Raw genomic sequence first — 26979 nt, 5'->3', positions numbered from 1 at the left:
ATCGGGGTTGACGCCACGGTGCATCTCCTTCTGCCGCTGCGATGCGGCAGTCCTTCGGGTGGTTCTGCTGCGGCAACGAAGGGCACGGGAGGCTGTGCGGACTTCGTTGTCGGGTCCGGTGTCCCCGCCGGTGTGACGGTGATGTGAACGGTCACATCGGCTGGAACGGAGGTAATACTACGCACGGCGTCGGCACGGGTGTCAATTCCGTATGGTCGCGTTTCGGTAACGGACCGCATCTCCGCACGGATGGGGGTGTCCGGTGGCCCCCGGGCTGGGGTCGCGTGGCCCGCGTGTCGGCCGCTCCCGGGGTGGGCGCCGTCGCCGCGGCGTACGGGTGGCGCCCCAGTCCCGGCACGGCGCCCGCGTCCTCGCGAGGCGCCCCCGTTTTCGGCGGCGTCTCGCGCGGCGAGCGGTGGTTTGCGCGGCGGGCGGTGTTTCGCGCAGCGAGCGGCGTCTCGCGCTGTGGGCGGCGTCTCGCCGAGACGCCCCCGCTCACGGGACGGGAGGCCCGGGTCGGCCCCGCACCGAGCCTCCCGTCCGCCCCGTGGGCACCCTGCCCAGGCTCGTTCCCGCTCCCCACGCACCTTTGTTCCCATCGCACCCGCGCTGAAAAGTCGAATCGCGCGCAGGAGGTCGGAAGGAACGACCTCCTACGCGCGATTCGACCTCCTCCGCGGGAGAGGGCACCAGCCCGGGGTCAGCCGCGGGTGCGGGGAGCGCCCGTCGAGGCACGGACCACCAGCTGCGGCACGATCTCGACGGGGCGGAGCAGGTCGTCCTCGCGGGGGAGCAGCAGGTCCACGCAGCGTCGCCCGAGTTCGGCGAAGTCGACCTGCACGGTGGTGAGCGGTGGCCAGAAGTGCTTCGCCTCGGGGATGTCGTCGTACCCGACGACCGAGAGGTCACCCGGCACGTCGAGCCCGTAGGACCGGGCGGCGTGCATCACCCCGAGCGCCATCGCGTCGTTCGAGCAGAACACCGCGGTGCAGTCGCGCCACCGCAGGAGCTCGCGGCCGGCGTGATACCCGAAGTCGGCCGTCCAGTCCCCGAGGATCGGCGGCTGCACCGGCATGTCGCGGTCGGACATCTCGCGCAGGAAGCCCTGCATCCTGGCGTCCGCCTCGATCCAGTCCTGCGGCCCGGCGATGTGCCGGATGTACTCGTGCCCGAGGTCCAGCAGGTGCGCCGTGGCCAGCCGGGCGCCCTCCATCTGGTCCACCCAGAGCGCGGTCGGGTCCTCGTTGATGCTCGAGCGCAGCGTCACGTACGGGGTGCGGACGCCGAGCTCCTCGATGAGGTCGAACACGCGCTGCTGCGGGGCGAGCACGATGATGCCCTCGACGTCCTGGTCGAGCAGGTGCCCGAGGCCGTCCCGCACCGCGGTGTCCGTCGGTTCCGCGATGTTCGCGGTGGTGACGGAGTACCCGCGACCGACGGCGGCGTCCTCGATCGACTGCAGCGTGACCGCGGGGCCGTAGTGCGACCGTCGGGCGGTGAGCACGCCGATCGTCCGCGTCCGGCTGGTGACCAGTGCCCGCGCGGCCCGGTTCGGTCGGTACTGCAGTTGCTCCATCGCGGCGACCACCCGGTCCCGCGTCTCGGCGCGGATCGCGTCCGAGTTGTTGAGCACCCGCGACACGGTCTGGTGCGACACGCCGGCGACCCGCGCGACATCGCGGATGCTGGGCGATCGCGGTTGCTGTGCCCGCGTCGACGCCATTGCTGCTCTCTTCCGCCCGGGACCACGGCACGCCCATGTGCACGTTCACATTCCGAGCCAGATCATTATGCACGTCCGCCGCCCCGACACCAGCTGAGTGCACCGAACCCGACGGCTGCCGAGACACCGCTCCGCTGCCGAGACACCGCCGGATCCCCGAGGCACCGCAGGAAACTGCGGCGTCTCGGCCAGACGAGGGCGCCTGGTGCCCCGAGGGGCGCCTCGTGCACAGAGGGGCGCCTGGCGCACCGAGGGGCGCCGGGGCGCCGGGGCGACGCCGGGGCGGCGCGGCCCCGCGCGCCCGTGCGCTACAGCCAGTCGCGCTTCCGGAACACGACCCAGAGCACCCCGGCCAGCGCGAACATGCCGGCGATCGCCGCCGGGTACCCGTACCGCCAGTGCAGTTCGGGCATGTGGTCGAAGTTCATCCCGTACACGCCGGCGATCAGCCCCGGCGCGAAGAGGATCGCGGCCCACGACGAGATCTTCTTCACCTCCTCGCCCTGCCGGTGCGCGGCGCGCGCGAGCTGCCGGCTCTCCTCGCCCTGCGCCAGGCTCGCGCTGGTCATCCGGCGCATCGCCTCGTTCTGCTCCTGGGAGACCAGCGTCGAGTACAGCGTGAGGGCGTTCTCGAGCAGCGCCCGGAACGAGTCGACGCGTTCGGTGACCCGGAGAGCGTGGTCGAGCACGTTGCGGAGGCGGTGCTGCACCTCGTCGTCGACGCCGTACTTGTCGGCGCCGCGGAGCAGCCCCTTCACCATCGCGGGCACCGGCTTCGTGGCGCGCTGGAACGCCAGCACCTCGCTCAGCAGCTGGTAGATCCGCTTCGAGACGTCCGCCGCGACGTGCCCCGCGAACAGCTGGTCCTCGATCTCGTCGATCTCGTCCTGCAGCACCTCGACGACGGGCGCGTAGCCGTCCACGACCTCGTCGAGCACCGCTGCCGTGACGGCTTCTGAGCCCTTCGCGAGGAACTCCGGGTCCGCCTCGACACGGGCGCGCAGGGCGGCGAGGTCCGGCCGGTCGGCGTGCCGGACGCTCACCACGAACCGGTCGCCGACGAACAGGTGCACTTCGCCGAACTCGACCGTGCCCTGGTCGGCGTCGTACCAGGCCGGACGCAGCACCACGAAGAGCGTGTCGCCGTAGCGCTCGAGCTTGGCGCGCTGGTGGCCCTTCATCGCGTCCTCGACGGCGTTCTCGTGCAGGTCGAACTCCGTCGCGACGGACTCGAGCTCGCGCGGATCCGGGCGCAGCAGCCCGATCCACGCCAGGTCGCAGTCCCGTCGTGCATCGAGCGACAGGTTCGATGACGACTCGACGCGACGTCCGTCGACGTAGATCGCGTTGTCGATCATTGCCATGCTGTGCTCCTCGTGGTCGGGAGCAGGCAGGCGCGAGTCCGCGAGGCTGTGCCGTCGCGGGGGCGGTTCAGGACACGGGCGCGGCGACGACCTGCAGGGGCAGCCGGCCCGCACGAGGATGGTCACCCGACATCGCGCCTCACCTGCCCAACTGGTTCGTCCTGCGGCGCGGAGTGCGCCGTCGTCCTGTGGCGCGATGCGCGCCGGGCGGCGCCGTGGCGCAGCCGATCGCCGAGCGTACGCCTCACGAACGCGATTCCCAAACCGGGACCGGTGTGATGGTGTTCCAATGTGACATTCGGGTCACATGGATCGAAGGAGATCGAATGAGTGCATCACGAGTCCGGGTCGGGATCGTCGCGTCGGCGCTGTCGGCGGTCCTGCTCGCAGGGATGGCTGCGGCGCCGGCGTCAGCGGCACCCGCTCCGAACGCCACCGGCAGCTTCGAGGTGAACTGCGGGAGCCCCGGCGGCGGCGCGAAGGTGTCGTGGGAGCGGAACGGCACCACCTACCGGGCGACCATCGACCAGTACCGGCTGACCCCGGCGCACGGTGACACGAACACCAACGGCGAGGTCACGTTGCAGGTCAACGGTGGCGCCTACGTCCAGAAGACGAAGCTGACGTCCGACGGCGGTTGGCACGCCCTCGGCGCGGTCGTCACCGCGAACGTGCCCAGCGGAGCGTCGATCGAGAACGTGTTCACCTTCGTGTACCAGGGGTTCCCGAGCTACCCCTCGTGCACGGCGACCAAGTGGCTCTGAGACCGTCGGTGGTGCCCGGGGCGCGAGCCCCGGGCACCACGTCGTCCGGGGTTCGCGGACCTCGGTCGACGGATCAGTCCAGCGCGCGCACCGGGAGTTCGGCGAGCTGCCAGCCGAGCCACGGGCTGAACGCGAACGGCGCTGCCGAGACCGCGGCGCGGAGCTTCTCCTCGGAGAGCCACACCCACTCGGACACCTCGTCCGCCGCGGGCTCGGGGTCGTGGTCGGCCACCGCGCGGAACACCGGGCAGACCTCGTTCTCGACGATGCCGGACGCGTCGACGGCGCGGTACCGGAAGTCGGGGAGGACCTCTTCGATGGCGTGCACCGTCAGGCCGAGCTCGCGTGCCGCTCGGCGGGCGATGGCGTCCTCGAACGACTCGTCCGGACCGGGGTGGCCGCAGAACGAGTTCGTCCAGACGCCGGGCCAGGTCTTCTTCGCGAGCGCGCGACGGGTCACGAGGATGTCGCCGTCCGCGTTCGTCACGTGGCAGCTGAACGCCAGGTGCAGGGGCGTGTGGTCTGTGTGCACCGTGAACTTGTCCGCCGTACCGATCGGGGTACGGTCATCGGCCAGAAGCACCACGGTTTCCGGGAATTGGCTCATCTGTCTCGATAGATTAGGCCAATGACGGACGAAGCGGCCACCGTGGCGCACATCGACCTCGCCCTGGTCGACGAGTGCCTCGAGCGGTTCTTCGCCGTGTCCTCGGCCCGGGCGCAGGCGTTCGGACGCCCCTCGGAAGAACTCTGGCGCGTGCTCCGCAAGGCGAGCATGGGCGGCAAGCGGTTCCGCCCGCGCATGGTCATCACGGCGTACGCCGGGCTCGGCGGCTCTGACGTGCACGCCGCCGTCAACGTCGCCGCGGCCTACGAGCTGCTCCACACCGCACTCGTCGTGCACGACGACGTCATCGACCGTGACTGGTCGCGCCGCGGCATGCCGAACGTTGCCGGGTCCTTCCGCGACACCGGCACGACGGGCGGCCTGCCGCTGCCGACGGCCGAGCACCGGGGGATGAGCGCCGCGGTGATCGCCGGGGACCTCGCGCTCGCGGGTGCACCGCGCTTCATCGAGTCGAGCGGGGTGGACGGCGAACGTCGCACCCGGCTGCTCGACCTGTTCGACGACGCGGTGTTCGCCAGCGCCGCCGGGGAGATGGCGGACGTCGACCTGACCCACGGCGTGATGCCGACCGTCGACGAGGTCCTCGCGATGGAGCGCGCGAAGACCAGCGTCTACTCGTTCGAGGCGCCGCTGCAGTCGGGCGCCGTGCTCGCCGGGGCCCCGGAGCCCGTCGTCGCCGCACTCGGTGCCTTCGGCCGGGAGATCGGCATCGCGTACCAGGTCGTGGACGACCTGCTCGGGGTCTTCGGTGACGAGGCCGCGACCGGCAAGACCGCGATCGGCGACCTGCGCGAGGGCAAGCGCACGATGCTCATCGCCTACGCCGCAACGACCGCGTGCTGGCCCGACCTGGCCCCGTACCTCGGCGACCCGCACCTGACCGAGGAACGCGCTGCCGAGATGCGTCGCCTCCTGGTGGAGTGCGGCGCGCACGATGCCGCGCTCGCCCGCGTCCAGGAGCACACGGCACTCGCCCGAGCCGAACTCGCCGCGCTGCCGTACGAGCTCGCGGACCGTCTGGAGACGCTCGTGTCCGAGCTGGTGGAGCGCGTCCGGTGAACTCCAGCACCCCGGGGAGCACGCACACCGCGCGGCTCCCGCTCTACGACGCCACCGCAGAGGCGGCGTCCTCGGTCGTCATCGAGCGGTACTCGACGTCCTTCGGCTTGGCGAGCCGGCTGCTCACCAAGGACACCCGTGAGCACATCCGGAACGTCTACGCCCTGGTGCGCGTCGCCGACGAGGTCGTGGACGGCCCCGCGACCGAGGCCGGCCTCGACCCCGCACTCGCCCGCACCGTCCTCGACGAGCTCGAGCAGGACACCGAGCGGGCGATGGCCCACGGCTTCTCGGTCAACCCCGTCGTCCACGCGTTCGCCCGGACCGCGCGGACGACGGGCTTCGGCGCCGAGCTGACGCGGCCGTTCTTCGCGTCGATGCGGATGGACCTCGACCAGACCGAGCACGACGACGCCTCGTTCGACACGTACGTGTACGGCTCGGCCGAGGTCGTCGGGCTGATGTGCCTCCGGGCGTTCGTGTACCGCGCCGGCCGGCCGTCCTTCGACGACGCCGTGCTGGTCGACGGTGCCCGCGCGCTCGGGGCGGCGTTCCAGAAGGTGAACTTCCTCCGTGACCTGCACGCCGACTTCGAGGTGCTCGGTCGCTCGTACTTCCCGGGCGTCGACGTCCGGAGCTTCGACGAGGCCACGAAGGACCGACTCGTCGCGGACGTGCAGGCCGACCTCGACACCGCCGCCCGGACGGTCCCGCTGCTGCCGAAGGACGCCCGCCACGCGGTCGGCCTCGCACACGCCCTCTTCCAAGAGCTGAACGACCGCATCGCGGTCACCCCGGCGAGCCGCCTCATCACCACGCGCGTCCGCGTCCCGAACCCGGTGAAGGCCAAGCTGGCCGCACAGGTGCTCGCCGGGCGCGCGCCGCTGCGGTCCCGCACCGCGACCAAGGACCACACTGGAGGCTCCTCATGACCCCGCCACGAGCCTCCAGTCCGAAGGTCCAGCAGAGCACCCGCAAGGTGCCCGTCCGACGCGCCGTCGTGATCGGCGGCGGCATCAGCGGACTGGCGTCCGCCGCGCTGCTCGCGCGGGACGGCTTCGCCGTCACCGTGCTCGAGCAGCGGAGCCAGCTCGGCGGCCGCGCCGGGTCGTGGGAGCGGGACGGCTTCCGGTTCGACACCGGCCCGTCGTGGTACCTCATGCCCGAGGTGTTCGATCACTTCTTCCGGCTGCTCGGCACCAGCGCCGACGAACAGCTCGACCTGGTCAAGCTCGACCCCGGGTACCGCGTCTACAGCGAGGGCTACGACGAACCCATCGACCTCCGGGCCTCGCGCGAGGACAACCTGGCGCTCTTCGAGTCGATCGAGCCGGGTGCCGGCAAACGGATGGCGAAGTACCTGGACTCCGCGGCGGAGACCTACGACATGGCCGTCCGCCGCTTCCTCTACGGCACGTTCCAGGACTTCCGGAAGCTCGCAGCGCCCGACGTGCTGCTCCGGATGGGCAAGCTCGCACGCCTGCTCATCGAGCCGCTGTCCACCTTCGCCGAGAGCGCCGTCCGGGATCGTCGGCTCTGGCAGGTCCTCGGCTACCCCGCGGTGTTCCTCGGGACGAGCCCGTATGCCGCTCCGAGCATGTACCACCTGATGAGCCACCTCGACCTGGCCGACGGGGTGCTCTACCCGAAGGGCGGCATCACCGAGGTGATCGGTGCCGTCGAGCGGGTCGCCCGGGCCGAGGGCGCGCAGATCATCGCCGGCGCGAAGGTCGAGCGCATCGTCGTCGAGGGCGACCACGTCACGGGGGTCGTGCACCGGGACCGCCGTGGCGTGCAGCACGTCGCGCCGGCGGACGTCGTCGTGAGCGCCGCGGACCTCCGGCACACCGAGATGCAGCTCCTCGACCGTGAGCACCGCACGCACGGCGAGTCGCACTGGAAGAAGCGCGACCCCGGCCCCTCCGCCGTGCTCGTGTACCTGGGGATCGACGGACCGGTGCCCGGCCTGCTCCACCACACCCTGGTCTTCACCGCGGACTGGAAGGCGAACTTCGGCGCGGTGTTCGGCGACGACCGGCACGTGCCGGACCCGGCGTCGATCTACGTCTGCGCGCCGTCGGAGACCGACCCGACGGTCGCGCCTCCCGGGTCGAGCAACGTCTTCGTCCTGGTGCCGCTGCCCGCCGACGTCGGCATCGGCAAGGGCGGCATCGACGGTGCGGGCGACTGGGAGGTCGAGCGCATCGCCGACCGCGCGATCGACGTCGTCGCGGAGCGGGCCGGCGTGCCCGACCTCCGCGACCGCATCCGGGTCCGCCGCACGGTCGGCCCCCGGGACTTCGCGGACGACTTCAACGCCTGGAGCGGGTCCATGCTCGGGCCGGCGCACACCCTGAAGCAGAGCGCGTTCTTCCGAGAGGGCAACGCCTCCGAGAAGGTCGACGGGCTCTACTACGCCGGCTCCTCGACGATCCCGGGCATCGGTCTGCCGATGTGCCTGATCTCCGCCGAGGTGCTGCTCAAGCGCATCCACGGCGACACCTCCACGGAGCCGCTCCCCACGCCGCTCGAACGCGCCGCCGGAGCACCGCCGCTGCCGGCGAAGCGTGCGCCCCGACGGACGACCGCGGCCGCAGGCTGATGCCGGGGCTGTACCTGCTCGGGCTGCTCGTGGCCCTGACCGGCATGGTCGTCCTGGACCGACGGTTCACGCTCTTCTTCTGGCGGGCACCGTGGCGAGCGGCCGCGGTGATGGTGATCGGCGTCGCGTTCTTCCTGCTCTGGGACGCGGTCGGCGTGGGGCTCGGCATCTTCTTCATCGGCGGGACGCGCCTGCTCACGGGTGTGCTGCTCGCGCCGGACGTCCCGCTCGAGGAGCTCTTCTTCCTGCTGCTGCTCTGCTACACGACGATGAACCTGTTCGGCTTCGTCCGGCCCCGGGTCGCCCGTGCTGCCGACGTCGCCACGGATCGGGCAGACCGGTGACGGGCCCCGGCGCGTACGCGCTCCTCGCCCTGCCGTTCTTCGCGGTCGTGGCCGTCGTCGGCGTCGTCGCCGCGGTCGTCGGCGCACGCCGGGCCAGGGGGACCGGGCGCTCGGTGCACCGCACCCGACGGATCGGGCTGCTCACCGGACTCGTGACCGGGGTCGCGCTGCTCGTGATGACGATCGTGTTCGACAACGTGATCGTCTCGCTGCGGATCGTCGCCTACGACCCGTCGCTCATCAGCGGCGTGAAGATCGGCGCGATCCCGATCGAGGACCTCGCGTACTCGATCGCGGCGGTCGTCCTGCTGCCGGCGCTCTGGGTGCTGTTCAGCCGCGACCACGCGGGCCCGCCCCGCGACCCGGCGGACCTGCCCCGCGACTCGGCGACCCTGCCCCGCAACTCGGCGGGCCTGCCCCGCGACCCCGCGGGCCTGCCCCGCGACCCCGCGCGGTCGGAACCCGACCCCGCGACCCGCATCGTGTCCGAGAACCGGCCACGTCCCCGACCGGAGGACCCGCGATGACGGCGACCCCTGCCTCCCGGCAGTCGACACTCGGCGCGCTCTTCGTGTCGTCCCGACCCATCAGCTGGGTGAACACCGCCTACCCGTTCGGTGCCGCGTACCTGCTCGGCAGCGGCGTCGGCGTGGACGGCGGCGGCGGGTTCTCGATCGCGGCGTTCCTCATCGGCGTCGTGTACTTCCTGGTGCCCTACAACCTCGCGATGTACGGCATCAACGACGTCTTCGACTACGAGTCGGACCTGGTCAACCCGCGGAAGGGCGGGGTCGAGGGCGCGCTGCTCGACAAGAGCGTGCACCGCACCACGCTCTGGGCGGTCGTCGTCACGAACGTGCCGTTCCTCGTCGCGCTGGTGCTGCTCGGCGGCCCGTGGTCGTGGCTCGTGCTGGCCATCAGCGTCTTCGCGGTCATCGCGTACTCGGCTCCGGGGCTCCGCTTCAAGGAGAAGCCCTTCCTCGACTCGCTCACCTCGAGCACCCACTTCGTGTCGCCGGCGGTGTACGGCCTCGCGCTCGCCGGGCCGCACTGGACGGGGCAGCTCGTCGCGGTGTGCATCGCGTTCTTCCTCTGGGGCGTGGCCTCGCACGCGTTCGGCGCCGTGCAGGACGTGCTCGCCGACCGGGCCGGTGGCATCGGCTCGGTGGCGACGGTGATCGGCGCACGGGCGACGGTCCGGCTCGCCTTCGTGGCGTACGTCGTCGCCGGTGTGGCGCTGCTGTTCTCCGCGTTCCCCGGACCGATCGCCGCCGTCGTGGTGATCCCGTACGCGCTCAACGTGCTGCCGTGGTGGAACGTCACCGACGCGGGCGCGGAGTCGGCGAACGCGGGGTGGAAGCGCTTCCTCTGGATCAACTACCTGGCGGGGTTCATCGTCACGATGGCCCTGATCGCCTACGCCTTCACGCACTGACGCCGGCGCCGAGGCAGTCGAATCGCGCGTCGGTGGTCGGAACTTCCGACTGCCCACGCGCGATTCCTCTTCCCACTCCGCACGCAATGGGAACGAAGGTGCACCTCCCTGACAGACTGATCGCGCGCAACGACCAGCGCAGTCGAACACGAAGGAGTGCACGCATGACGGTCCGCATCATCCACGTCGGTCTCGGAGGGTGGGGCGGCAGCTGGGCCCGCGTCGCACTCCCCGCGGTGTCGGAGGTCGAGGTGGTCGGGATCGCCGACCCGAGTGCCGCGACGCTCGAGGCCGTGCGGACGGACCTCGGGCTCCCCACGACCGCCGCGTTCCCCTCCCTGACCGAGGCGCTCGCCGGCGTCGAGGCCGATGCCGTCGTCATCACGGCGCCCGCCGTCACCCACGTGCCGCTCGCGCTCGAGGCGCTGGACGCCGGCAAGCACGTGCTCGTCGAGAAGCCGTTCGCGAACTCCGCTGCCGAGGCGGCCGAGGCCGTGCACCGCGCCGAGGAACTCGGGCTCGTGCTGCAGGTCAGCCAGAACTACCGCTTCTACCCGGCGCCCCGCGTGGTGCAGGACCTGCTCGCAGCCGACGCCGTCGGGGAGCTCTCCGCGATCAACATCGACTTCCGCCAGTGGGACAACGACCGCGCGTTCGAGGACCACCCGCACTACCGGTTCCCGCACGCGATGATCAACGACATGGCGATCCACCACTTCGACCTGCTGCGGATGGTCACCGGCAAGGAAGCCGTGCGGGTGTTCGCCAAGGCCACCTACCCGTCGTTCAGCAAGTACCAGGACGAGGCGGTCGCGTCGATGCTCATCGAGATGGAGGACGGCCTGGTCGTCAGCTACCGCGGCAGCTGGCTCAGCCGCGGGGAGCACACCCCGTGGGCCGGCGAGTGGAGCATCCAGGGCGAGGACGGCGAGCTCCGGTTCACCAGCCGCGGCGGCGAACCGGGCGACGTCAGCTGGGACCTCGTGACGGTCCGTCGTCCCGGCGACACGAGCGAGGCGCCCGTCGAACTGCCGACCGCGGAGCACCACGACCGGCAGGGCGGGCTGCAGGCCTTCGCCCGGGCGGTGGCCGGTGGGCCCGCGCCCGAGACGAGCGGTCGCGACAACCTGCGGAGCCTCGCGCTCATGGAGGCGGCGACGCGCTCTGCGGCCTCCGGCTACCCCGAGGACGTCGTCGTCCCGGCATAGCGGGACCAGCGGCCGGCCCGGCGGCGGAGCCGGCGGCGGGACCGGCCGCGAGCCGGGCGCAACCGACGGCGGACGGGAGGCCCGTGGCGGGCCGGCACCGGGCCTCCCGTCCGGCCGTGGTCGCCACCACGGCCGGACCGGACCGGTCCCACGCCCGGCGAGCCGGGTGTGCGCCGGGCCGCGAGCGTGTACGAACGATGTATGGCGAACGACAGTCTCCCCGAGCTCGAGCTCGCGAACGTCCGCACGCGCGAACGCATCACCGACACGGTCGAGCGGATCCGGCACAAGGTCGACGTGCCCGCACGCACGCGCCTCGCCGTCGCGAGGACGAAGCAGCGCTGGCACCGCGACCCGACGCCGCTCGTCGCGTTGGCGGCCACCGCTGCCGCCGGCGTCGCCGCGATCGTCGTGGGCATCCGGATCCGCAACCACCCCGGCGCCCGCCTCGACGCCCTCCGCACCCCCGCGCCCGTCCCGGTGTTCAAGCCCGTGAAGGTGGGCAAGGACGGCAAGAGCAAGGGCGTCCCGGCGTTCTCGCGCAAGGACGACAAGCACAACCCCGTCCTGCAGGACCAGCAGGCCGCCGAGAAGCGCCGCAAGAAGGTCCAGCAGCAGGCGAAGAAGGCCGGCAAGCAGGCAGCCAAGCGCGCGAGGAGGATCTGAGCATGGCACGCGACCAGTCCAAGCCCGCCCCGGACGACCCCCGGAAGCCGGACAGCCCGACCGACCTCACGAAGCCGTCGGTGGTCTACACGCTCAAGAAGACGCTCCGTGAGTTCTCGAGCGACCAGTGCACCGACCTGGCCGCGAGCCTGACGTACTACTCCGTCCTGGCGCTCTTCCCCGGCCTGCTGGCGGTGGTGTCGATCCTCGGTCTCGTCGGCCAGGCGGACACGACCATCAAGACGCTCCTCGACATCGTCGGGAACATCGGGTCCCCGCAGGTCGTCGAGCTGATCCGCGGGCCGATCGAGAACCTCGTCCGGTCGCCCGCCGCCCCGGTCACGTTCATCGTCGGTATCGTCGGCGCGATCTGGTCCGCCTCCGGCTACGTCGGAGCGTTCGGCCGCGCGATGAACCGCATCTACAACGTCCGCGAGGGCCGTCCGATCTGGAAGCTCCGCCCGACCATGCTGGGCGTGACGCTGTTCACGGTGGTCCTGCTGGTGCTCGGCCTGCTGGTGCTCGTCAGCGGTCCGCTGGCCCGGAGCTTCGGGGACGTCATCGGCCTCGGTGACGTTGCGGTGACCGTGCTGTCGATCGTCCAGTGGCCGGTCCTGCTCGTCATCGCGATCGTCGTCGTCGCGGTGCTCTACTACTGGTCGCCGAACATCAAGCAGCCGAAGTTCACCTGGGTCAGCGGCGGGTCGATCCTCGCGCTCCTCATCTGGATCATCGCGAGCGTCGGCTTCGGGTTCTACGTCGGGAACTTCTCGAACTACAACGCGACGTACGGATCCCTCGGTGGCGTGATCGTCTTCCTGCTGTGGATCTGGATCACGAACAACGCGCTGCTGTTCGGTGCGGAGTTCGACGCCGAGCTCGAGCGCAGTCGCCAGCTGCAGGCCGGCATCCGCGCGGAAGAGGACATCCAGCTGCCCGAGCGTGACACCCGGCAGATCGAGAAGCAGGACGAGAAGCACGCCAAGGACGTCCTCGAGGGCATCAAGATCCGACAGAGCTCGGGCAGCGACTGATCGGTTACGGTTCGGGGGTGCCCTCCTTCATCGAGGGGCTCCCGTTCCGGTGGCTCGTCCTGTCGCTCTTCGTGATCGTGTTCTGCCGCGCGCAGGCCACGTACTGGATCGCGCGCGGAGCCGTCGCGGGGGCGTCCCGGTCGCGGTGGGGTCGGTGGCTCGACTCGGGGGCAGTCCGGCGTGGTTCGGCACTGCTCGACCGGTTCGGCCTGCCGCTGCTCACGCTGAGCTTCGTGACGGTCGGACTCCAGACGGTGATGAACGCGGCGGCCGGGCTCGCCAGGGTGCCGTGGTGGCGGTACCTGGTCGCGATGGTGCCGGGCTGCGTGGCCTGGGCCTTCCTCTACGCCACCGTCGGGCTCGCCGTGTTCTGGGCCGTGGTCGCCGCCCTCGCGGGCTCGCCGTGGGGCATCGCCGCGGTCGCGGCCCTGGTGGTGCTGCTGGTGGCGACGGTGGCGGTTCTCCACAACCGCAGGAACCGGTCTGGAGGCCCGGCTCGCCTTCCGTAGGCTGACTCGCGTGACGCATGCACAGCCTCCAGCCCGTCCGGTCGCCCTGGTGACCGGAGCCACCCGCGGCATCGGCCGCGCGATCGCGGCCGACCTCGGCCGCACCCACCACGTGCTCGTCGGCGGGCGCTCCGCGGACGCGGTCGCCGCCGTCGTGGCGGCGCTCCCGAGCGCGGCGCCGTTCGTCGGCGACCTCGGCGCCGGTGACGTCCCGGACCTGCCGGACCGCCTCGACGTCGTGGTGCACTCCGCCGGTGTCGAGCAGGGCAACCGGATCGCGGACACCCCGCGCGCCACATGGGAAGCCGTCTTCGCGACGAACGTGTTCGCCGTGGCCGAGCTCACCCGCCTCGCGCTGACGGCGCTCCGGGCATCGCGCGGGTTGGTCGTGACGATCAACTCCGGCTCGGGGTTCCTGTCCGGGCCGGGTGGCGGCGTGTACGGCGCCTCGAAGTTCGCCCTCCGCGCGCTCACCGACGCCCTGCGCGAAGAAGAGCGTGCCAACGGCGTCCGGGTGTCGAGCGTGCACCCGGGGCGTACCGACTCGGACATGCAGCGGGCGCTCACCGAGAAGCTCGGGGAGTCCTACGACACGGCGTACTTCCTCGCCCCGCAGGACGTCGCCGACGCGGTCCGCACCGTCGTCGACCTGCCGGAGCGCGGCACGATCGAGACGCTGTCCATCCGTCCTACTCGCAGGCGTGAGTCAAATATGTAATGTAAAATACGGCATGATGAAGGTTCCCCGTCCAAGGAGTCCTCGTCATGCGTTTCCCCCGTCCGAAATCGGCGCTCGCCGCGGTGTGTGTTGCCGCGGTGGCCACCAGTGCCCTCCTCTTGACCCCGGTTGCGATCGCTGCCAAGGCCGACGACGGGATGATCACCGGCCCGCTGCAGAACCGGTCGAAGACCACCTTCGTGGGACTCTCCGGCAACTCGTGGCGGGACACCATCGCCACCCCGTCGGACGTCGAGTACCCGGCTCCGGGCGAATCCGGCGTCGTCACCGTCGACGGGACGTGCGTTTCCCGCACCACGTCCCCGAGCGACGCCGCGCTCGCTGCGATCCCCACCGGTGACGGCAGCGGCTGCCTCGTCTTCAGTGCGAAGATCACCTCGGAGGGCTTCTTCACCTTCGTCGTCGACACCCCGGGGGCCCCGGCGAACGGTCGGTACCTCGGCGACGGGAGCGCTGGCGGTGTGCTCGACCTCATCGCCTCGACGCCGCTCGTCCTCTTCGCCATCCCCGAGCGCCCCGACGGCACCGCGGATCTCAGCGGAACGATCACGGACACCGACGACGACGGCCGGATCGGTGCCGGCGACGAGCTCGTGTGGACGGTGACGCTCGAGAACTCGGGCAACGTCCGGCTCCGCGACCTGCAGTCGACGCTCGCGGACGGCAGCCCGGTCTCCTGCTCCGCGCCGGACATCGACGCGGGCAAGACGCTCGAGTGCACCGCGCGCCGGGCGCTCACCCAGGCCGAGGTCGATGCCGGGTCGGTCTCGACGACCCTGACGGCCACGGCGAAGACCCCTCGGGGGACTGCGTTCGACCTGGGCACCGCGGAAGCCGAGGTCTCGGTGACGGGTGCCCGAGGTGTCGGCGCCTCCGTGACCTCCGACCTCGGCGCGGCCCCGGCCTCGGGCGACACGGTGACCTACACGGTCCCCATCACCAACACCGGGACCGTCACGCTCACGGCCCTCTCCGTCACGCCGTCGGTCGGCCGTGTCGACGGCTGCGACGACGTCGTGCTCGCCCCCGGCCAGTCGGTGTCCTGCCGCGTGGTCCGAACCCTCACCCAGGCCGAGGTCGACAGTGGCAAGGCCGCGTTCTCGGCCGACATCACCGGTGCCACCGCGAACGGTCCCGATGCGAAGACGCGCGTCGCGCTCGAGCAGGACATCGCCACGTCCGCGACGGCGTCCGTCGCGACGACCTCCGACGCCGGCGCCTCGGTGCAGGTCGGCCAGACGATCCGCTACACGACGACCGTCACGAACACCGGGACGGTGACGCTCTCGGGCCTCGCCGCCCAACCGGCCATCGGCACGGCGGCCGCCTGCGAGCAGACCTCCCTCGCCCCCGGCGCGTCGACGACCTGCGCCGTGACCTACACCGCGACCCGGGCCGACGTGGACGCGGGCGCGGTCGAGCAGTCCGTGGCCGTCGTCGGCGCAGCTCCCGGCGCGGATGCGGCACGACTCGGCTCGGCCGACGTCCGCGACGTCGCCGTGGCCGCGCCCGACGTCGACGCGTCCGTCGTGACCGATGCGGCGGATGTGCCCGCCGTGGGCGACGTCGTCACCGCGACCGTCACCGTGACGAACACCGGCAACGTGACGCTCTCCGACGTGACCGTCGACCCCGCCACCGGCGACCCGGTGACCTGCGTCGACGCCACCCTGGCGCCCGGCGCGACGACGACCTGCACCGTGGTCCGCGCTCCGCTGACCCAGGCGGACATCGACCGCGGTGCCGTCGACTTCTCCGGGGACGTCCTCGCGACCACTCCGGCCGGTGTGCGATCCGTGCTCGGCGGGGTCCGTGTGACCGACCCGGTGCCGGCGACCCCGTCCGCCACTGCTTCGATGACCTCCGACGCCGGCCCGACGCCGAAGGTGGGGCAGACCGTGAGGTGGACCACCTCGGTCACGAACACGGGCAACGTGACCCTGAGCGAGGTCGTGGTGGACACCGCGGACGGCACGGGAGTGTGCGACGTCGACGGCCTCGCCCCCGGCCAGCGCGCGACCTGCACGACGTCCGCCGAGGTCACCCAGGCCGACGTCGACCGGGGTACGCTCGACCGCCAGGCCATCGTCAGCGCCGCCGCGCCCGGCGCCGCCCCGGCAGAGGTCACCCGCGCCACGAGTTCGGACCGCATCGCGCCGGTTCCGGCCCTCTCGACGTCGACAACCTCCGACGTCACGGAGCGCACCGGCGCCGGCGACCAGGTGACGTGGACGACCACGGTCACGAACACCGGGAACGTCACGCTGTCGGCGCTCGAGATCGGGGCCGGTACCTGCGACACCGCGGTGCTCGCACCCGGGGCCGAGACCCGCTGCGTCGTGAGCCGCGTGCTCACCCAGGCCGACGTCGACGCCGGTGTCGTCCGGGTGGACGAGGCGGTGTCCGCGACCACGCCGGCGGGGGTGGCGTCCGGCCTCGCTCGTGCCACCGCCGAAGCACCGATCGCCCAGCACCCCGGTCTCACCGCGACGAGCACGTCCGACGCCGACGAGCAGCCCGCCGTCGGGGACGTCGTCACGGTCGTCGTCGCGATCGAGAACAGCGGCGACGTGACCATCCGCGACCTGGCACTCCGTCCGGACCGCGGCGACGTCACCGACTGCGCACCGGCACCGCTCGTCCCCGGCGCACGGACCGAGTGTGTCGTGACCACCACCCTCACGCAGGCGGACGTGGACGCGGGCGGTCTCGACCTCGGCACGTCGGTCCTCGGGTCGACGCCGACCGAGGAGGGCGTCGACCTCGCCGAGACCTCGGTCCGGGTGGACGTCCCGGCCGAACCCGCGGCCACGCTCGCGCTCGCCGCGGCGGTGCGGGAGCGGCTCGACCCGGGCGTGGAGCTGCGGGTCGAGGCGACGGTGACGAACACCGGCAACGTGACCCTGTCGGACGTCGAACTCGGCGCGGCCGCCGACCAGCAGGTGACGTGCCCGGACGGTGCGATCGCACCGGGCGAGTCCGCCACGTGCACGATCACCGTGACGGTGACCCAGGCCCACGTCGACGCCGGCGGGATCGAGTTCCACGCGGACGGCACCGCCGCGGTCCCGTCCGGAGCCCGTACGACGATCCCGACCGCGGACCTGACGGTACCGATCGACGCCGAGCCCGGTGCCACGCTGACCCTGGAGGTCGAGCCCGGAGCCGATCTGTCCGTCGGCGGCACGGTCGGGTTCCGCGCGACCGTGGCGAACACGGGGAACGTCACGCTGAGCGACCTCACGGTGAGCCGGTTCGTCGCGTTCGCGGCGAAGCGTGGCGACGCCGAGGGCCCCGCGGCACCGGAGTGTGCGGACGAGACCGTCCCGGTCGGTGGGTCGGTGGTGTGCTCGTTCGAGCGGACGCTCACCCAGGCCGACCTCGACAGCGGCTCCGTGCGCGAGACCGTGACCGCGTCGGCCGAGGTCCCGTCCGGTGACGACCTCGCGGTCGCTCCGGCGTCGGTGACCATCGCCGTGCCGCGGGCTGTCCAGGGCTCCACCGCGCTGTCGGCGAGCACCGACGGTCCGGTGTCCGAGGGTGACCGGGTGACGCTGACCACCACGGTCCGGAACACCGGTTCCGTGACGCTCCGCGATCTCGTCGCTCGTGAATCCGACGACGGTGATCAGGAATGCCGTGCGACCGATCTCGCCCCAGGCGAGGAGACCAGCTGCGCGAGCGAGCGCACGGTGACCGCCGCCGACGTGGAGCGCGGTGCGTTCGAGGCCGTCGTCACGGTGACCGCGACGGATCCGCAGGGCCACGGGGTCGACCTGCCGGACGCCTCGGTGAAGATCGCGGCGACGGCACCGGCGGAGCTGGCGTTCACCGGTGTGCAGGGGATCGCGCTCACCACCGCGGTCGCCCTGGCGCTGCTGTCGCTCGGCGTGTTCGCGATGGTGCTCACGGGCCGCCGTCGCCGGGCGGAGACCGGATCGCACTGACCGGCTCGGTCCCGGTTCGGCCTGTCGTCCTCGCTCACCGCGACGGCGACAGGTCGAGCCGCGTGTCGGGGCCCAGTCGATCCAGGAACGCCTCGTCGTGGCTCACGACGACGACCGCGCCCCGGTAGGTGCGCAGCGCGTCGACGAGCTGGTCGACGCTCGTCATGTCCAGGTCGTTCGTCGGCTCGTCGAGCACCAGGAGCTGGGGCGGTGGGTCGCTCAGGACCAGGCTCGCGAGCGCCACCCGGAAGCGCTCCCCGCCGGAGAGCGACCCCGCCACCCGGTCCACCGCGTCGCCGCGGACCAGGAACCGGGCCAGGCGGTTGCGGAGCACGGCGTCCGCGACCTGCGGAGCCCCGCGCCGGACGTTCTCGAGCACCGTCAGGTCGTCGTCGAGCGAGTCCTTCCGCTGCGGCAGGTAGGCGACCTGCTCGACGTGCGGCTCGGCGTGCGTGCCCGGGAGCGGGTGATCGCGCGCCGTCGGCGAGCCGACGAGCTGCTCGAGCAGGGTCGTCTTGCCGACGCCGTTGTCCCCGCCGACCGCCACCCGCTCGGGCCCCTGCACGATGGTGTCCCGGTCGCGCACGGTGATGGTCGCGATGCGACGCGACGCCGGGACGTGCGGATCGGGCAGTTCGACGGAGATGGACTCGTCGTCCCGCAGGTGCTGCTCGGCCTCGCGGATCGCGGCCAGGGCGTGGGCCTCGTCACCGGCGGCACCGCGTCGGAGTCGCCCGGCGGTCTCCTGCGCCTTCTTCCGCTGCTCGTTCGCCAGGATCTTCGGCATCGAGCGGCCGGCCTTCTCGCCCGCCTTCGCACGGCGGGCGATCTTCGTCTCCGCCTCGATGCGCTGCCGCTTCTCGGTGCGGTGCCGCTGTTCGGCGACCCGGACCTCCCGCTCCACCGCGGCCTGCTGGACGCCGACGTACTCCTCGTACGCCGAGAACGTGCCGCCGAACACGGTCATCGCCCCGGTCCGGAGCTCGGCGACCTCGTCGACGTGCTCCAGGAGCTCCCGGTCGTGACTCACGACGACCACGGTGCCGCGCCAGCTGTCGACCATGTCGAGCAGCATCGTCCGCGCCCGCCGGTCGAGGTTGTTCGTCGGCTCGTCGAGGAACGCGATCGGCAGCCCCCGCAGCCGGATCCCGGCGACGGCGGCCAGGACGGCCTGCCCGCCCGAGAGCGTGCCGACGGGACGGTCGAGGTCGAGCCCGAGCGGGTCGACGGCCGCAGTGGCCCGCTCCTCGACGTCCCAGTCGTCCCCGAGCGCGTCGAAGTGCGCGGGGGACGGGTCGCCGCCGAGGATCGCGCGCAGGGCCGTCAGTGCGTCGCCGACACCGAGCAGGTCCGCCACGGTGTCGTCCGCGCCGGTCTGCAGGCGCTGGGGGAGGTGGTCGACGGGACCCGACGTCGTGATGGTGCCCGACGTGGGGGAGAGCCGACCGGTGACGAGCCGGACCAGCGTGGACTTCCCGGCCCCGTTCCTCCCGACCAGGCCGGTCCGGCCCGACCCGAAGGCGGTGGTGATGTGGTCGAGCGCGACGACGCCGTCGGGCCAGGTGAAGCTGAGGTCGTGCAGGACGACCGAGGGGTTCGCGGGCATGGAGGTGCCTTCCGGTGTGATCGTGCGGGCGCACGACACCGGACAGCCGCGGGAGCGGCAGGTGCCCACTCGACGGCGGGCGTGATCACGGTGTCAGCGCAGGGGCAGCTGCTGCGAGGACGCAGTACCGGTGATCACGCGCAAGGCGACTTCTTCCGTCGGTTGACCCCCGTTTCCGTGACCCGAGCCGGCGGTCGGTCTCCCGCCCCGCTGCTCCGCGGTCACGACGGAGTGACGTCCACGGTAAGCCCGTTCCCAGACCGCCGCAAGGGATGACAGGGTGGAGGCATGCCCGAGAACCTGCTGCCGACCCCGTCGTCGAACCCCGAGACCCTGCTCCCCGCCGACCCGGAGGTCGACGCCGCGCTCGCCGCGGACGCCCCCGTCGCGAGCGTCGTCGTGTCGCACCCGTCGTCGAGCCTGGCGTGGGCGCTCCTCGCCGACGAGGCCTGGGACCGTGGCGCCACGCTCGAGTCCTACGCGTACGCCCGCGTCGGGTACCACCGCGGGCTCGACTCGCTCCGCAAGGCCGGCTGGCGGGGGGCCGGTCCGGTCCCGTGGTCGCACGAGCCGAACCGTGGCGTGCTGCGCTCCCTGTTCGCGCTCCGGCGCGCTGCCCAGGCGATCGACGAGCCGGGCGAGCCCGAGCGCCTGACCGAGTTCCTGAACGGCGCGGACCCGGCGGCGCTCCCCGCGCTCGAGGCGTAGCGCGGAGCGCGCCCGCGGCGCCCGCGGCGCGGCGCCCGCCTGCGGCGCGCCCGCCTGCGCCTGCGGCGCGCCCGCCTGCGCCCGCGGCGCGAGCCGGCACCGCACAACCGAAACCGGCTCGCACCACGGAAGTCCGTGGTGCGAGCCGGTTTCGGTTGTGCGACGCCGATCGGCACCAGCCGCGGCGCGGCGCAGCCGCGGCGCGGCGCAGCGGCGCCGCGGCGCCGCGCTCGCGGCGTCACGCCAGCAGCACGCTCCACGTGGTCGTCGCCGGCCACAGCTGGTGCTCCGGCAGCACGTCGAGCCCGCAGGCCCGCGAACCGAGGCCGTGCTGCGCCGCGTCGAGGTACAGGTACGTCGCGTCCGGCGTCGGTAGCTCGTACGGGTGCCCCGCCCGCGCCACCTGCTGCGCGGTCCACGGCGACAGGGTGAACCCGGTCCGCCTGACACCGACCGACGACACCGTGAACGGCCCCACCGTCAGCGTCCGGAGCCCGGGACGGTGGCCGGTCTCCTGCGGCCGCGAGTAGTTCACGGTGAGCAGCGACACCGGGGAGCCGAACCGCCCGACGTGCGCCGCGTGCGACGAGTCCGCGTACGACTCCAGCGGCCCGGTCCCGAACCACTCAGCGGACTCCGACAGCAACGACGCGGGCAGGTCGATCCGCACGCCGATGCGCGGCCACGTCACCTCCCAGGCGCCGAACGGGATCGCAGTCGTGTCGAGCAGCAGCCCGGCCTCGGTCAGGGTCCAGCGGTGCGTGACCTCGACGCCGGCCCCGCTGTTGGCGGCGGCGACCCGGACCCGCTGCACGAGCCCGTTCGCCGTCCGCTCGACGTCGATCAGCCGGTGCGTGAGCCGGTCGAGTCCGGCCCGCTCCCACTTCGTCGCCGACGCCGGCGCGTCCGGGTCGCCGACGCCGTGCGTGAGCACCGGGTCGGCAGTCTCGTACCCGCCCTGCGACGCCAGACGGTCGTTGTCCGTCGGCGCACGCCACAGCTCGAGCCGCGGTCCGGCGACGGGCAGCCCCTTCCAGCTGGACAGGTCCCCGCGCTCGGTGAAGGTCGCCTCCCCGAGGCGGTCACCCTCCCACCCCTGACTGGAGGCTCGCATCGCCTCCGCAGGTCGGCTCGCGACGAGCGTCTGGGTGCGTGCGACGACGTGGCCGGTGTCCGCCCACGCCGTCGGCCCGGCGAGCTCCGCCACGATGTCGAGCCAGAGCTCCTCGCCGGGGGCGATCGGGCCGGCGGCGGCCTCGAGCACCTCCTTCGGGACCGGGACGGTCGCGGACTCCCGCGCGGCGACGACACCCGGTGCCAGGCGTCCGGTCGCCTCGGGGGCGCCGTTGCGCGTCAGGGTCCAGGTGAACCGGAGCCCGGCGGTCGACGCCGAGTGGTACCGGTTCTCGACCAGGACCGTGCCGCCACCGGCGACGACCGACACGGCCAGGCGGATCGGGGCGACAACGGCCGCGAACTCCGCGAGCCCCGGTGTCGGGACGTCGTCGGGCAGCACCAGCCCGTCCATCACGAAGTTGCCGTCGTGCACGACCTCGTGGAAGTCCCCGCCGTAGGCGTAGTAGGGCGTGCCGTCCGGGGTGTGCGCGAGCAGCCCGTGGTCGCGCCACTCCCACACGAAGCCGCCGTGCAGGCGCGGGAAACGGTCGACGAGCGCTTCGTACTCGGCGATCTGCCCCGGACCGTTGCCCATCGCGTGCACGTACTCGCAGTGGATGAACGGCTTCGACCGCTGCCGCGCCGCTTCGGCCGGACCACACCCGAGCAGCGGCGTGGGGGTCCCACCACCGATCGACTCGGTCTCCTGCAGCGACGGGTACATCCGCGAGTACACGTCGGTGTACTCGCCCGTGTAGTCGCCCTCGTAGTGCACCGGGCGTTCCGGGTCGCGGGCGTGCACCCACGTCGACATCGCCGCGAGGTTCCGCCCGGTGCCGGACTCGTTCCCGAGCGACCACATCACGATCGACGGGTGGTTCTTGTCGCGCTCGACGGTCCGCGCGATGCGGTCCAGGTACGCGTCCTCCCACGCCGGGTCGTCGGAGGGGTTGCCCTGCCAGTCGAGGAACACGAAGCCGTGGGTCTCGAGGTCGCACTCCAGGATCACCCAGAAGCCGAACTCGTCGGCCAGGTCCAGCACGCGCGGGTGCGGCGGGTAGTGCGAGGTCCTGATGGCGTTGACGCTGTGGCGCTTCATGAGCGCCATGTCCGCGCGGGCGTGGGCCTCGTCGAACACCCGGCCCCGCGACGGATGGGTCTCGTGCCGGTTCACCCCGTGGAACACGACGCGCTCGCCGTTGACCAGGAACCGGTCGCCCTCGATCGAGACCGTGCGGAACCCGAGCCGGAGCGACACCGTCTCGCCGCCGGACGTGCCACCGGCGTCCGTCCCGGTGGACACCGTCGCGTCGTACAGCCGGGGGAGTTCGGCGCTCCACGGTTCGACGCCCTCGACCGCGATCGGCTCCACGTCGGAGGCCGACGCCCACACCACGTCGACGCCCAGGTCCGGTACGGCGAACCGCACCGGGAACACCGCGTCGAGCGTGGGGAACGAGATCGTCCCCGACCCGGTCGACGGCCGTCCGGACGCCGCGGTCCCCGCGCTGGCGGCCGAACCGAGCGTGGCGGACCATCCGGCACGGACGAACACGTCGTCGACCGGTGCGGTGGGCCGCGCGAGCAGCGTCACGTCCCGGAAGATGCCGGGCAGCCACCACTGGTCCTGGTCCTCCAGGTACGAGGCGGCGGACCACTGGTGCACCCGCACCCGGATCTCGTTCGGCCCCGGGCGGAGCACACCCGTGACGTCGAACTCCGTCGCGAGCCGCGACCCGGTCGACCATCCCACCAGCGAGTCGTTCACCCACACCCGGAAGTGCGACTCGACACCGTCGAAGCGCAGCAGCACCCGGGCCGCCGCGTCGAACGACGACGGCACCGAGAAGGTGCGCCGGTAGTCGCCCGTCGGGTTCTCCTCCGGCGGGTGCGGCGGGTCGATCGGGAACGGGTACTGCAGGTTCGTGTAGCTCGGCGCGCCGTGTCCGTGCAGGACCCAGTGCGCCGGGACGGGCAGCGTGCCCCACCCGTCCTCGTCCTCGAAGGACGCAGCCGCCGCCACCGGCGACCAGCGGAAGTCCCACTCGCCGTCGAGCGACAGCGCGGGTGCATCGGTGTGCAGCCACGCGCGGGGCGCCAGGCGGGACGCCGAACCCGGCGCGGTGGAGTGCAGGTCGTCGATGGCGGTGGAGGTCAACCCTTGACCGATCCTTCCGTGAGGCCCCCGCGCCAGAAGCGCTGCAGGACGATGATGGCGATGACGAGCGGGATGACCGAGACGAGCACCCCGCCGGTGGTGAGCTGGTAGAACTCCGGCAGCCGGTCGACCTGTGCACGCCAGTTGTTCAGCCCGAGCGTGATCGGGTAGAGCTTCTGGTCGGCCAGCATGATCAGCGGCAGGAAGAAGTTGTTCCAGATGCCGACGACCTGGAACAGGAACACCGTGACGAGCGCCGGCGTCATCTGCCGGAGCGCGATGGTGTGGAAGATCCGCAGCTCGCTTGCACCGTCGAGTCGCGCGGACTCCATGAGCGCCGTGTCGATCGACGCCGCCGCGTACACCCGGCAGAGGAACAGCCCGAACGGGGAGACGAGGCTCGGGATGAGCACGCTCCAGTACGTGTCGGTCAGGCCGAGCGTCGAGAACAGCAGGAACAGCGGCAGGGCCGTCGCGGTCCCCGGCACGAGCACGCCGCCGAGGATCGTGCCGAACACGAGCTGGCGCCCGCGGAACTCGTACTTCGCGAGCGCGTACCCACCGGCTGCGGCGAAGTAGGTCGCCAGGACCGCGCCGACGCCGGAGTACAGCACGCTGTTCGCGATCCAGCGGACGAAGATCCCGCCGTCGTACGTGAACACGTCCGCGATGTTCGAGAACAGCGAGAACTCGCCGCCGAACCAGAACCCGTTCGTCGAGAACAGCGCTCCGGTGGTCTTCGTCGCGGCGATCACGACCCAGTACAGCGGGACGAGGAAGTACACCGCGACGATCACCAGGATCCCGGTCACCACGATCTGCGACTTCGGGGAGCGGTCGAGCTTGCGGCGCTGGTGCGCCGAGATGGACGTGGTGTCGACCGGGACGGCCGACTTCGCCGTGGCCGGCGCTTCGATGGCTTCGCTGGTCATCGGTCTGTCCCTTCGGTGGTCGCGATGCGACCGGACGGGAGGCCCGGGTCGGCTTGGGTGGTGACCGTGCGGACGGCGGATGCGCGCGTCTGGAGCGCACGCCGGGCCTCCAGGCCGTCCTTCTTGGCCCGCTTGCGCTGGTCGCGCTCGTTCTTCGGAGGCCGGTTCGTCAGCGCGAGGAACGCGAACGACAGGATGAACGCGGCCAACGCGATGATGACCGCCTGCGCACTCGCGACGCCGTACTCGTTGAACGCGAACGCGTTCGTGTATGCGGCGTAGTTCGGCGTGTACTCGGTGTCGATGGCGGGGGCGACCGTGGACAGGATCTGCGGCTCCGCGAAGAGCTGGAGCGTGCCGATGATCGAGAAGACCGTCGTGAGCACCAGGGCCGGTGCGATGAGCGGGATCTGGATCCGCCACGCGACCTGGAACGGGCCGGCGCCGTCCATCTTCGCCGCCTCGTAGATCTCACCGGGGATCGACTTCAGCTGCGCCACGATGATGAGCATGTTGTAGCCGGTGTAGGTCCACGTGACGATGTTCGCGATCGACCACAGCACGCTGTTGGCGCCGAGGAAGTCCGGCTGCAGCCCCATCGACTGCAGCAGCGACACGATCGGCGACAGGCCGGGGACGTACAGGAACGACCAGAGGATCGTCGCGATGACGCCGGGGACGCCGTACGGCATGAAGTAGATCGCCCGGAAGAAGCCCGGCCAGCGGGCGCTCGCCGACTCGAGCAGCAGCGCCAGGATGGTGCAGGCGATGATCATCACCGGCACCTGGACGATGCCGAACAGCAGCATCCGCCCGATCGAGGCGACGAAGCCGTTGTCGCTCAGGGCCGTGACGTAGTTGTCGAAGCCGGCGAAGCGGCCGGTGACGCCGTCCTCGCCGAAGAGCCCGGCTCGGTCGACGGTCGTGAAGCTCTGGAAGAGCGCGCTGATGATCGGGATGATGAACGTCAGCACGAAGAGCGCGAGGAACGGGGCGAGCAGGATCCACGGGGCGCGCTTCTGCGCCCGGGTGGCCTTGGTGCTCGTGCGGAAGGTGGTCGGCTGGCTCATCGTGCCGTCCTGACGCTGAGGCCCTTGTCCTTGAAGGACTGGACGATCTCCCGCTGTGCGAGCTCGACGGCGTCGCTCAGCTTGAGGTTGCCGGTGATCTTGCGGCGGAACTGGTTCTGCAGGGACGTGAACGCCGACTGCGTGACCGGCGACCAGGACCAGTCGATGTTCTGCTCCTGCGATGCCGGGACGAAGACGTCCTCGTTGTAGTTCTGCCCGGAGAACCACTTCGACGGCTGCTGGCGCTGCTTGCCGATGTAGTCCTTCGCCGGCGACCAGCCGATGCCGCAGTACTTGATCATCGCGTCGATGCCCTCCTTCGAGGTGGTCATCCACGTGATGAAGTCGAGCGCTTCCTTCGGGTGCTTCGCGTTCGCGAGGACCGCCGCCGTGGACCCGCCGATCGCACTCGAGCCGAAGCCCGTGTCACCCCAGGTCTGCATCTCGGCGACCTTCCACTTGCCCTCGCCGCCCTGCACGGACTCGATCAGGGCGTCGCCCCAGCTCGCGCTCGTGACGGCCGCGATCTTGCCGCTCGCCGCCGAGGCGTACCACCCGGGGGAGTAGGCGCCGGCGCTCGTGTCCACCAGCTTGTCGTCGATGCAGCCGTCGAAGAAGTCGGCGACCATCATCGTCTTGTCGTCCGTCATGTCCACGACCCACTCGTCGCCGTCGACCTTGAACCACCGCGCGCCCGCCTGCTGCGCGTACGCGGCGAACGGCGAGGCGTCGGCGACCGGGAAGACCTCGAGGTAGTTCTGGCTGCCCGTCTTCCGGACCTTCTCGGCGAGCTCCTTCCACTCGTCCCAGGTCTTCGGCGGTTCGCCGCCCGCCTTCTCGAGGAGCTCGGTCTGGTAGTAGAACCCCATGGGGCCGGTGTCCTGCGGGATGCCGTAGACGCCGTCGACGAACGACACCTGGGCCCACGCGGCCTCGTCGTACCGGTCCTGGTACGACTTGGCGCCGTAGCGGGCCAGGTCGACCAGGCCGTTCGCGAGCATGAACTCCGGGATCTGGCGCAGCTCGACCTGACCGATGTCCGGGCCGCCGCCGGCCGCCAGCGCGGAGTACATCTTCTGGTACCCGCCGCTGTTGCCGCCGGGGATCCAGTTCGCCTGCACCTGGACCTTCGGGTTCTTCGCGTTCCAGATGTCGCAGACCTTCTGCAGGTCCTTCAGCCACGCCCAGTACGTCAGCGTGATGGTCTCGCCACTCGCGGCGGCGGGGATGACGGCGGCACGGTTCACGTTGGTCGAACCGGGGACCGCGCAGCCGGCGAGGAGGCCGGTGGCTGCCGCGCCGATCCCGAAGCCGAACAGCTGGCGTCGTGTGATGGGGCGTCGTGGTGATGGGGGCGTCATTGCCTG

22 protein-coding genes are annotated in these 26979 nt (G+C 71.7%); 14 read left to right on the top strand and 8 right to left on the bottom strand.

Annotated features, from left to right (window positions below; genetic code table 11):
- Positions 1 to 700 precede the first annotated feature (700 nt).
- The gene (locus ACIPJY_RS05910) at positions 701 to 1723 is read right to left on the bottom strand and encodes a LacI family DNA-binding transcriptional regulator (RefSeq protein ID WP_123654611.1); all 1023 of its coding nucleotides are present in this window, start codon (positions 1721 to 1723) and stop codon (positions 701 to 703) included.
- A 308-nt stretch (positions 1724 to 2031) separates the two neighbouring features.
- Positions 2032 to 3087, bottom strand: a complete 1056-nt coding sequence (locus ACIPJY_RS05905; RefSeq protein ID WP_400463619.1) for a magnesium and cobalt transport protein CorA — start codon at positions 3085 to 3087, stop codon at positions 2032 to 2034.
- Positions 3088 to 3413: 326 nt separating this feature from the next.
- Here ACIPJY_RS05905 and ACIPJY_RS05900 point away from each other — a divergent pair, with 326 nt between their 5' ends.
- A complete protein-coding gene (locus ACIPJY_RS05900) occupies positions 3414 to 3851 on the top strand; it encodes a hypothetical protein (protein WP_400463616.1) in 438 nt (145 codons plus the stop codon).
- A 73-nt stretch (positions 3852 to 3924) separates the two neighbouring features.
- Here the strand turns inward: ACIPJY_RS05900 and idi are convergent, their stop codons facing one another.
- Positions 3925 to 4458, bottom strand: a complete 534-nt coding sequence (gene idi / locus ACIPJY_RS05895) for an isopentenyl-diphosphate Delta-isomerase (RefSeq protein WP_400463613.1) — start codon at positions 4456 to 4458, stop codon at positions 3925 to 3927.
- A gap of 21 nt (positions 4459 to 4479) precedes the next feature.
- On the opposite strand from idi, the gene ACIPJY_RS05890 reads away from it, so the two are divergent.
- The 12 genes from ACIPJY_RS05890 to ACIPJY_RS05835 all read left to right on the top strand — a co-directional run bounded on the left by ACIPJY_RS05890 (position 4480) and on the right by ACIPJY_RS05835 (position 18022).
- Complete coding sequence (locus tag ACIPJY_RS05890; RefSeq protein WP_400463612.1) at positions 4480 to 5538, top strand: polyprenyl synthetase family protein; 1059 nt, start codon at positions 4480 to 4482, stop codon at positions 5536 to 5538.
- Positions 5535 to 6470: a phytoene/squalene synthase family protein gene (locus ACIPJY_RS05885; protein WP_400463609.1), complete on the top strand. Its 936-nt coding sequence runs from the start codon at positions 5535 to 5537 to the stop codon at positions 6468 to 6470. Before ACIPJY_RS05890 ends, ACIPJY_RS05885 begins: the two co-directional genes overlap by 4 nt.
- Positions 6467 to 8140, top strand: coding sequence for a phytoene desaturase family protein (gene crtI / locus ACIPJY_RS05880; RefSeq protein WP_400463606.1), 1674 nt, complete (start codon positions 6467 to 6469; stop codon positions 8138 to 8140). Before ACIPJY_RS05885 ends, crtI begins: the two co-directional genes overlap by 4 nt.
- Positions 8140 to 8484 carry a lycopene cyclase domain-containing protein gene (locus tag ACIPJY_RS05875; RefSeq protein WP_400463603.1) on the top strand — a complete coding sequence of 115 codons (345 nt, stop codon included), beginning with the start codon at positions 8140 to 8142 and terminating at the stop codon, positions 8482 to 8484. The genes crtI and ACIPJY_RS05875 overlap by 1 nt, the downstream gene beginning before the upstream one ends.
- A complete protein-coding gene (locus ACIPJY_RS05870; RefSeq protein ID WP_400463601.1) occupies positions 8481 to 9011 on the top strand; it encodes a lycopene cyclase domain-containing protein in 531 nt (176 codons plus the stop codon). The genes ACIPJY_RS05875 and ACIPJY_RS05870 overlap by 4 nt, the downstream gene beginning before the upstream one ends.
- A complete protein-coding gene (locus ACIPJY_RS05865) occupies positions 9008 to 9919 on the top strand; it encodes a prenyltransferase (RefSeq protein WP_400463598.1) in 912 nt (303 codons plus the stop codon). Before ACIPJY_RS05870 ends, ACIPJY_RS05865 begins: the two co-directional genes overlap by 4 nt.
- Before the next feature lie 164 nt (positions 9920 to 10083).
- Positions 10084 to 11127 carry a Gfo/Idh/MocA family protein gene (locus ACIPJY_RS05860; protein ID WP_400463596.1) on the top strand — a complete coding sequence of 348 codons (1044 nt, stop codon included), beginning with the start codon at positions 10084 to 10086 and terminating at the stop codon, positions 11125 to 11127.
- 201 nt (positions 11128 to 11328) lie between these two features.
- A complete protein-coding gene (locus ACIPJY_RS05855) occupies positions 11329 to 11793 on the top strand; it encodes a hypothetical protein (protein ID WP_400463593.1) in 465 nt (154 codons plus the stop codon).
- A 2-nt stretch (positions 11794 to 11795) separates the two neighbouring features.
- Complete coding sequence (locus ACIPJY_RS05850; RefSeq protein WP_400463590.1) at positions 11796 to 12827, top strand: YihY/virulence factor BrkB family protein; 1032 nt, start codon at positions 11796 to 11798, stop codon at positions 12825 to 12827.
- A gap of 17 nt (positions 12828 to 12844) precedes the next feature.
- Entirely contained in the window at positions 12845 to 13336 is a 492-nt protein-coding gene (locus ACIPJY_RS05845) for a DedA family protein (protein ID WP_400463587.1), read from the top strand.
- A gap of 10 nt (positions 13337 to 13346) precedes the next feature.
- Positions 13347 to 14054: an SDR family oxidoreductase gene (locus ACIPJY_RS05840; RefSeq protein WP_400463584.1), complete on the top strand. Its 708-nt coding sequence runs from the start codon at positions 13347 to 13349 to the stop codon at positions 14052 to 14054.
- 47 nt (positions 14055 to 14101) lie between these two features.
- Positions 14102 to 18022 carry a hypothetical protein gene (locus ACIPJY_RS05835; protein WP_400463582.1) on the top strand — a complete coding sequence of 1307 codons (3921 nt, stop codon included), beginning with the start codon at positions 14102 to 14104 and terminating at the stop codon, positions 18020 to 18022.
- Between the two features lie 34 nt (positions 18023 to 18056).
- Here the strand turns inward: ACIPJY_RS05835 and ACIPJY_RS05830 are convergent, their stop codons facing one another.
- On the bottom strand, positions 18057 to 19628 hold the full coding sequence (locus ACIPJY_RS05830; protein ID WP_400463579.1) for an ABC-F family ATP-binding cassette domain-containing protein: 1572 nt from the start codon (positions 19626 to 19628) through the stop codon (positions 18057 to 18059).
- Between the two features lie 288 nt (positions 19629 to 19916).
- On the opposite strand from ACIPJY_RS05830, the gene ACIPJY_RS05825 reads away from it, so the two are divergent.
- A complete protein-coding gene (locus tag ACIPJY_RS05825; protein WP_400463577.1) occupies positions 19917 to 20336 on the top strand; it encodes a DUF3151 domain-containing protein in 420 nt (139 codons plus the stop codon).
- Between the two features lie 238 nt (positions 20337 to 20574).
- Here ACIPJY_RS05825 and ACIPJY_RS05820 read toward each other — a convergent pair whose 3' ends face one another.
- Genes ACIPJY_RS05820 through ACIPJY_RS05805 form a run of 4 tightly spaced genes read right to left on the bottom strand, consistent with a single transcriptional unit; the run spans position 20575 to position 26973 of the window.
- Positions 20575 to 23610, bottom strand: a complete 3036-nt coding sequence (locus ACIPJY_RS05820; protein ID WP_400463574.1) for a glycoside hydrolase family 2 TIM barrel-domain containing protein — start codon at positions 23608 to 23610, stop codon at positions 20575 to 20577.
- The gene (locus ACIPJY_RS05815) at positions 23607 to 24542 is read right to left on the bottom strand and encodes a carbohydrate ABC transporter permease (protein ID WP_400463571.1); all 936 of its coding nucleotides are present in this window, start codon (positions 24540 to 24542) and stop codon (positions 23607 to 23609) included. Before ACIPJY_RS05815 ends, ACIPJY_RS05820 begins: the two co-directional genes overlap by 4 nt.
- Positions 24539 to 25612, bottom strand: a complete 1074-nt coding sequence (locus ACIPJY_RS05810; RefSeq protein ID WP_400463568.1) for a carbohydrate ABC transporter permease — start codon at positions 25610 to 25612, stop codon at positions 24539 to 24541. The genes ACIPJY_RS05815 and ACIPJY_RS05810 overlap by 4 nt, the downstream gene beginning before the upstream one ends.
- Positions 25609 to 26973: an ABC transporter substrate-binding protein gene (locus ACIPJY_RS05805; protein WP_400463565.1), complete on the bottom strand. Its 1365-nt coding sequence runs from the start codon at positions 26971 to 26973 to the stop codon at positions 25609 to 25611. The genes ACIPJY_RS05810 and ACIPJY_RS05805 overlap by 4 nt, the downstream gene beginning before the upstream one ends.
- Between the last annotated feature and the right edge of the window lie 6 nt (positions 26974 to 26979).

Source organism: Curtobacterium sp. NPDC090223 (genome assembly GCF_044746585.1).
In the GTDB taxonomy this organism is placed as follows: Bacteria; Actinomycetota; Actinomycetes; order Actinomycetales; family Microbacteriaceae; genus Curtobacterium.
Note: the sequence above shows the minus strand (reverse complement) of the source record. Positions and strands in the feature narration are given on the sequence as shown.

Bases quoted from the DNA above. Each gene is read 5' to 3' on its own strand.
- ACIPJY_RS05910 (WP_123654611.1), bottom strand. From the start codon at position 1,723: ATGGCGTCGACGCGGGCACAGCAACCGCGATCGCCCAGCATCCGCGAT.
- ACIPJY_RS05905 (WP_400463619.1), bottom strand. From the start codon at position 3,087: ATGGCAATGATCGACAACGCGATCTACGTCGACGGACGTCGCGTCGAG.
- ACIPJY_RS05900 (WP_400463616.1), top strand. From the start codon at position 3,414: ATGAGTGCATCACGAGTCCGGGTCGGGATCGTCGCGTCGGCGCTGTCG.
- idi (WP_400463613.1), bottom strand. From the start codon at position 4,458: ATGAGCCAATTCCCGGAAACCGTGGTGCTTCTGGCCGATGACCGTACC.
- ACIPJY_RS05890 (WP_400463612.1), top strand. From the start codon at position 4,480: ATGACGGACGAAGCGGCCACCGTGGCGCACATCGACCTCGCCCTGGTC.
- crtI (WP_400463606.1), top strand. From the start codon at position 6,467: ATGACCCCGCCACGAGCCTCCAGTCCGAAGGTCCAGCAGAGCACCCGC.
- ACIPJY_RS05875 (WP_400463603.1), top strand. From the start codon at position 8,140: ATGCCGGGGCTGTACCTGCTCGGGCTGCTCGTGGCCCTGACCGGCATG.
- ACIPJY_RS05865 (WP_400463598.1), top strand. From the start codon at position 9,008: ATGACGGCGACCCCTGCCTCCCGGCAGTCGACACTCGGCGCGCTCTTC.
- ACIPJY_RS05860 (WP_400463596.1), top strand. From the start codon at position 10,084: ATGACGGTCCGCATCATCCACGTCGGTCTCGGAGGGTGGGGCGGCAGC.
- ACIPJY_RS05855 (WP_400463593.1), top strand. From the start codon at position 11,329: ATGGCGAACGACAGTCTCCCCGAGCTCGAGCTCGCGAACGTCCGCACG.
- ACIPJY_RS05850 (WP_400463590.1), top strand. From the start codon at position 11,796: ATGGCACGCGACCAGTCCAAGCCCGCCCCGGACGACCCCCGGAAGCCG.
- ACIPJY_RS05835 (WP_400463582.1), top strand. From the start codon at position 14,102: ATGCGTTTCCCCCGTCCGAAATCGGCGCTCGCCGCGGTGTGTGTTGCC.
- ACIPJY_RS05830 (WP_400463579.1), bottom strand. From the start codon at position 19,628: ATGCCCGCGAACCCCTCGGTCGTCCTGCACGACCTCAGCTTCACCTGG.
- ACIPJY_RS05825 (WP_400463577.1), top strand. From the start codon at position 19,917: ATGCCCGAGAACCTGCTGCCGACCCCGTCGTCGAACCCCGAGACCCTG.
- ACIPJY_RS05815 (WP_400463571.1), bottom strand. From the start codon at position 24,542: ATGACCAGCGAAGCCATCGAAGCGCCGGCCACGGCGAAGTCGGCCGTC.
- ACIPJY_RS05810 (WP_400463568.1), bottom strand. From the start codon at position 25,612: ATGAGCCAGCCGACCACCTTCCGCACGAGCACCAAGGCCACCCGGGCG.
- ACIPJY_RS05805 (WP_400463565.1), bottom strand. From the start codon at position 26,973: ATGACGCCCCCATCACCACGACGCCCCATCACACGACGCCAGCTGTTC.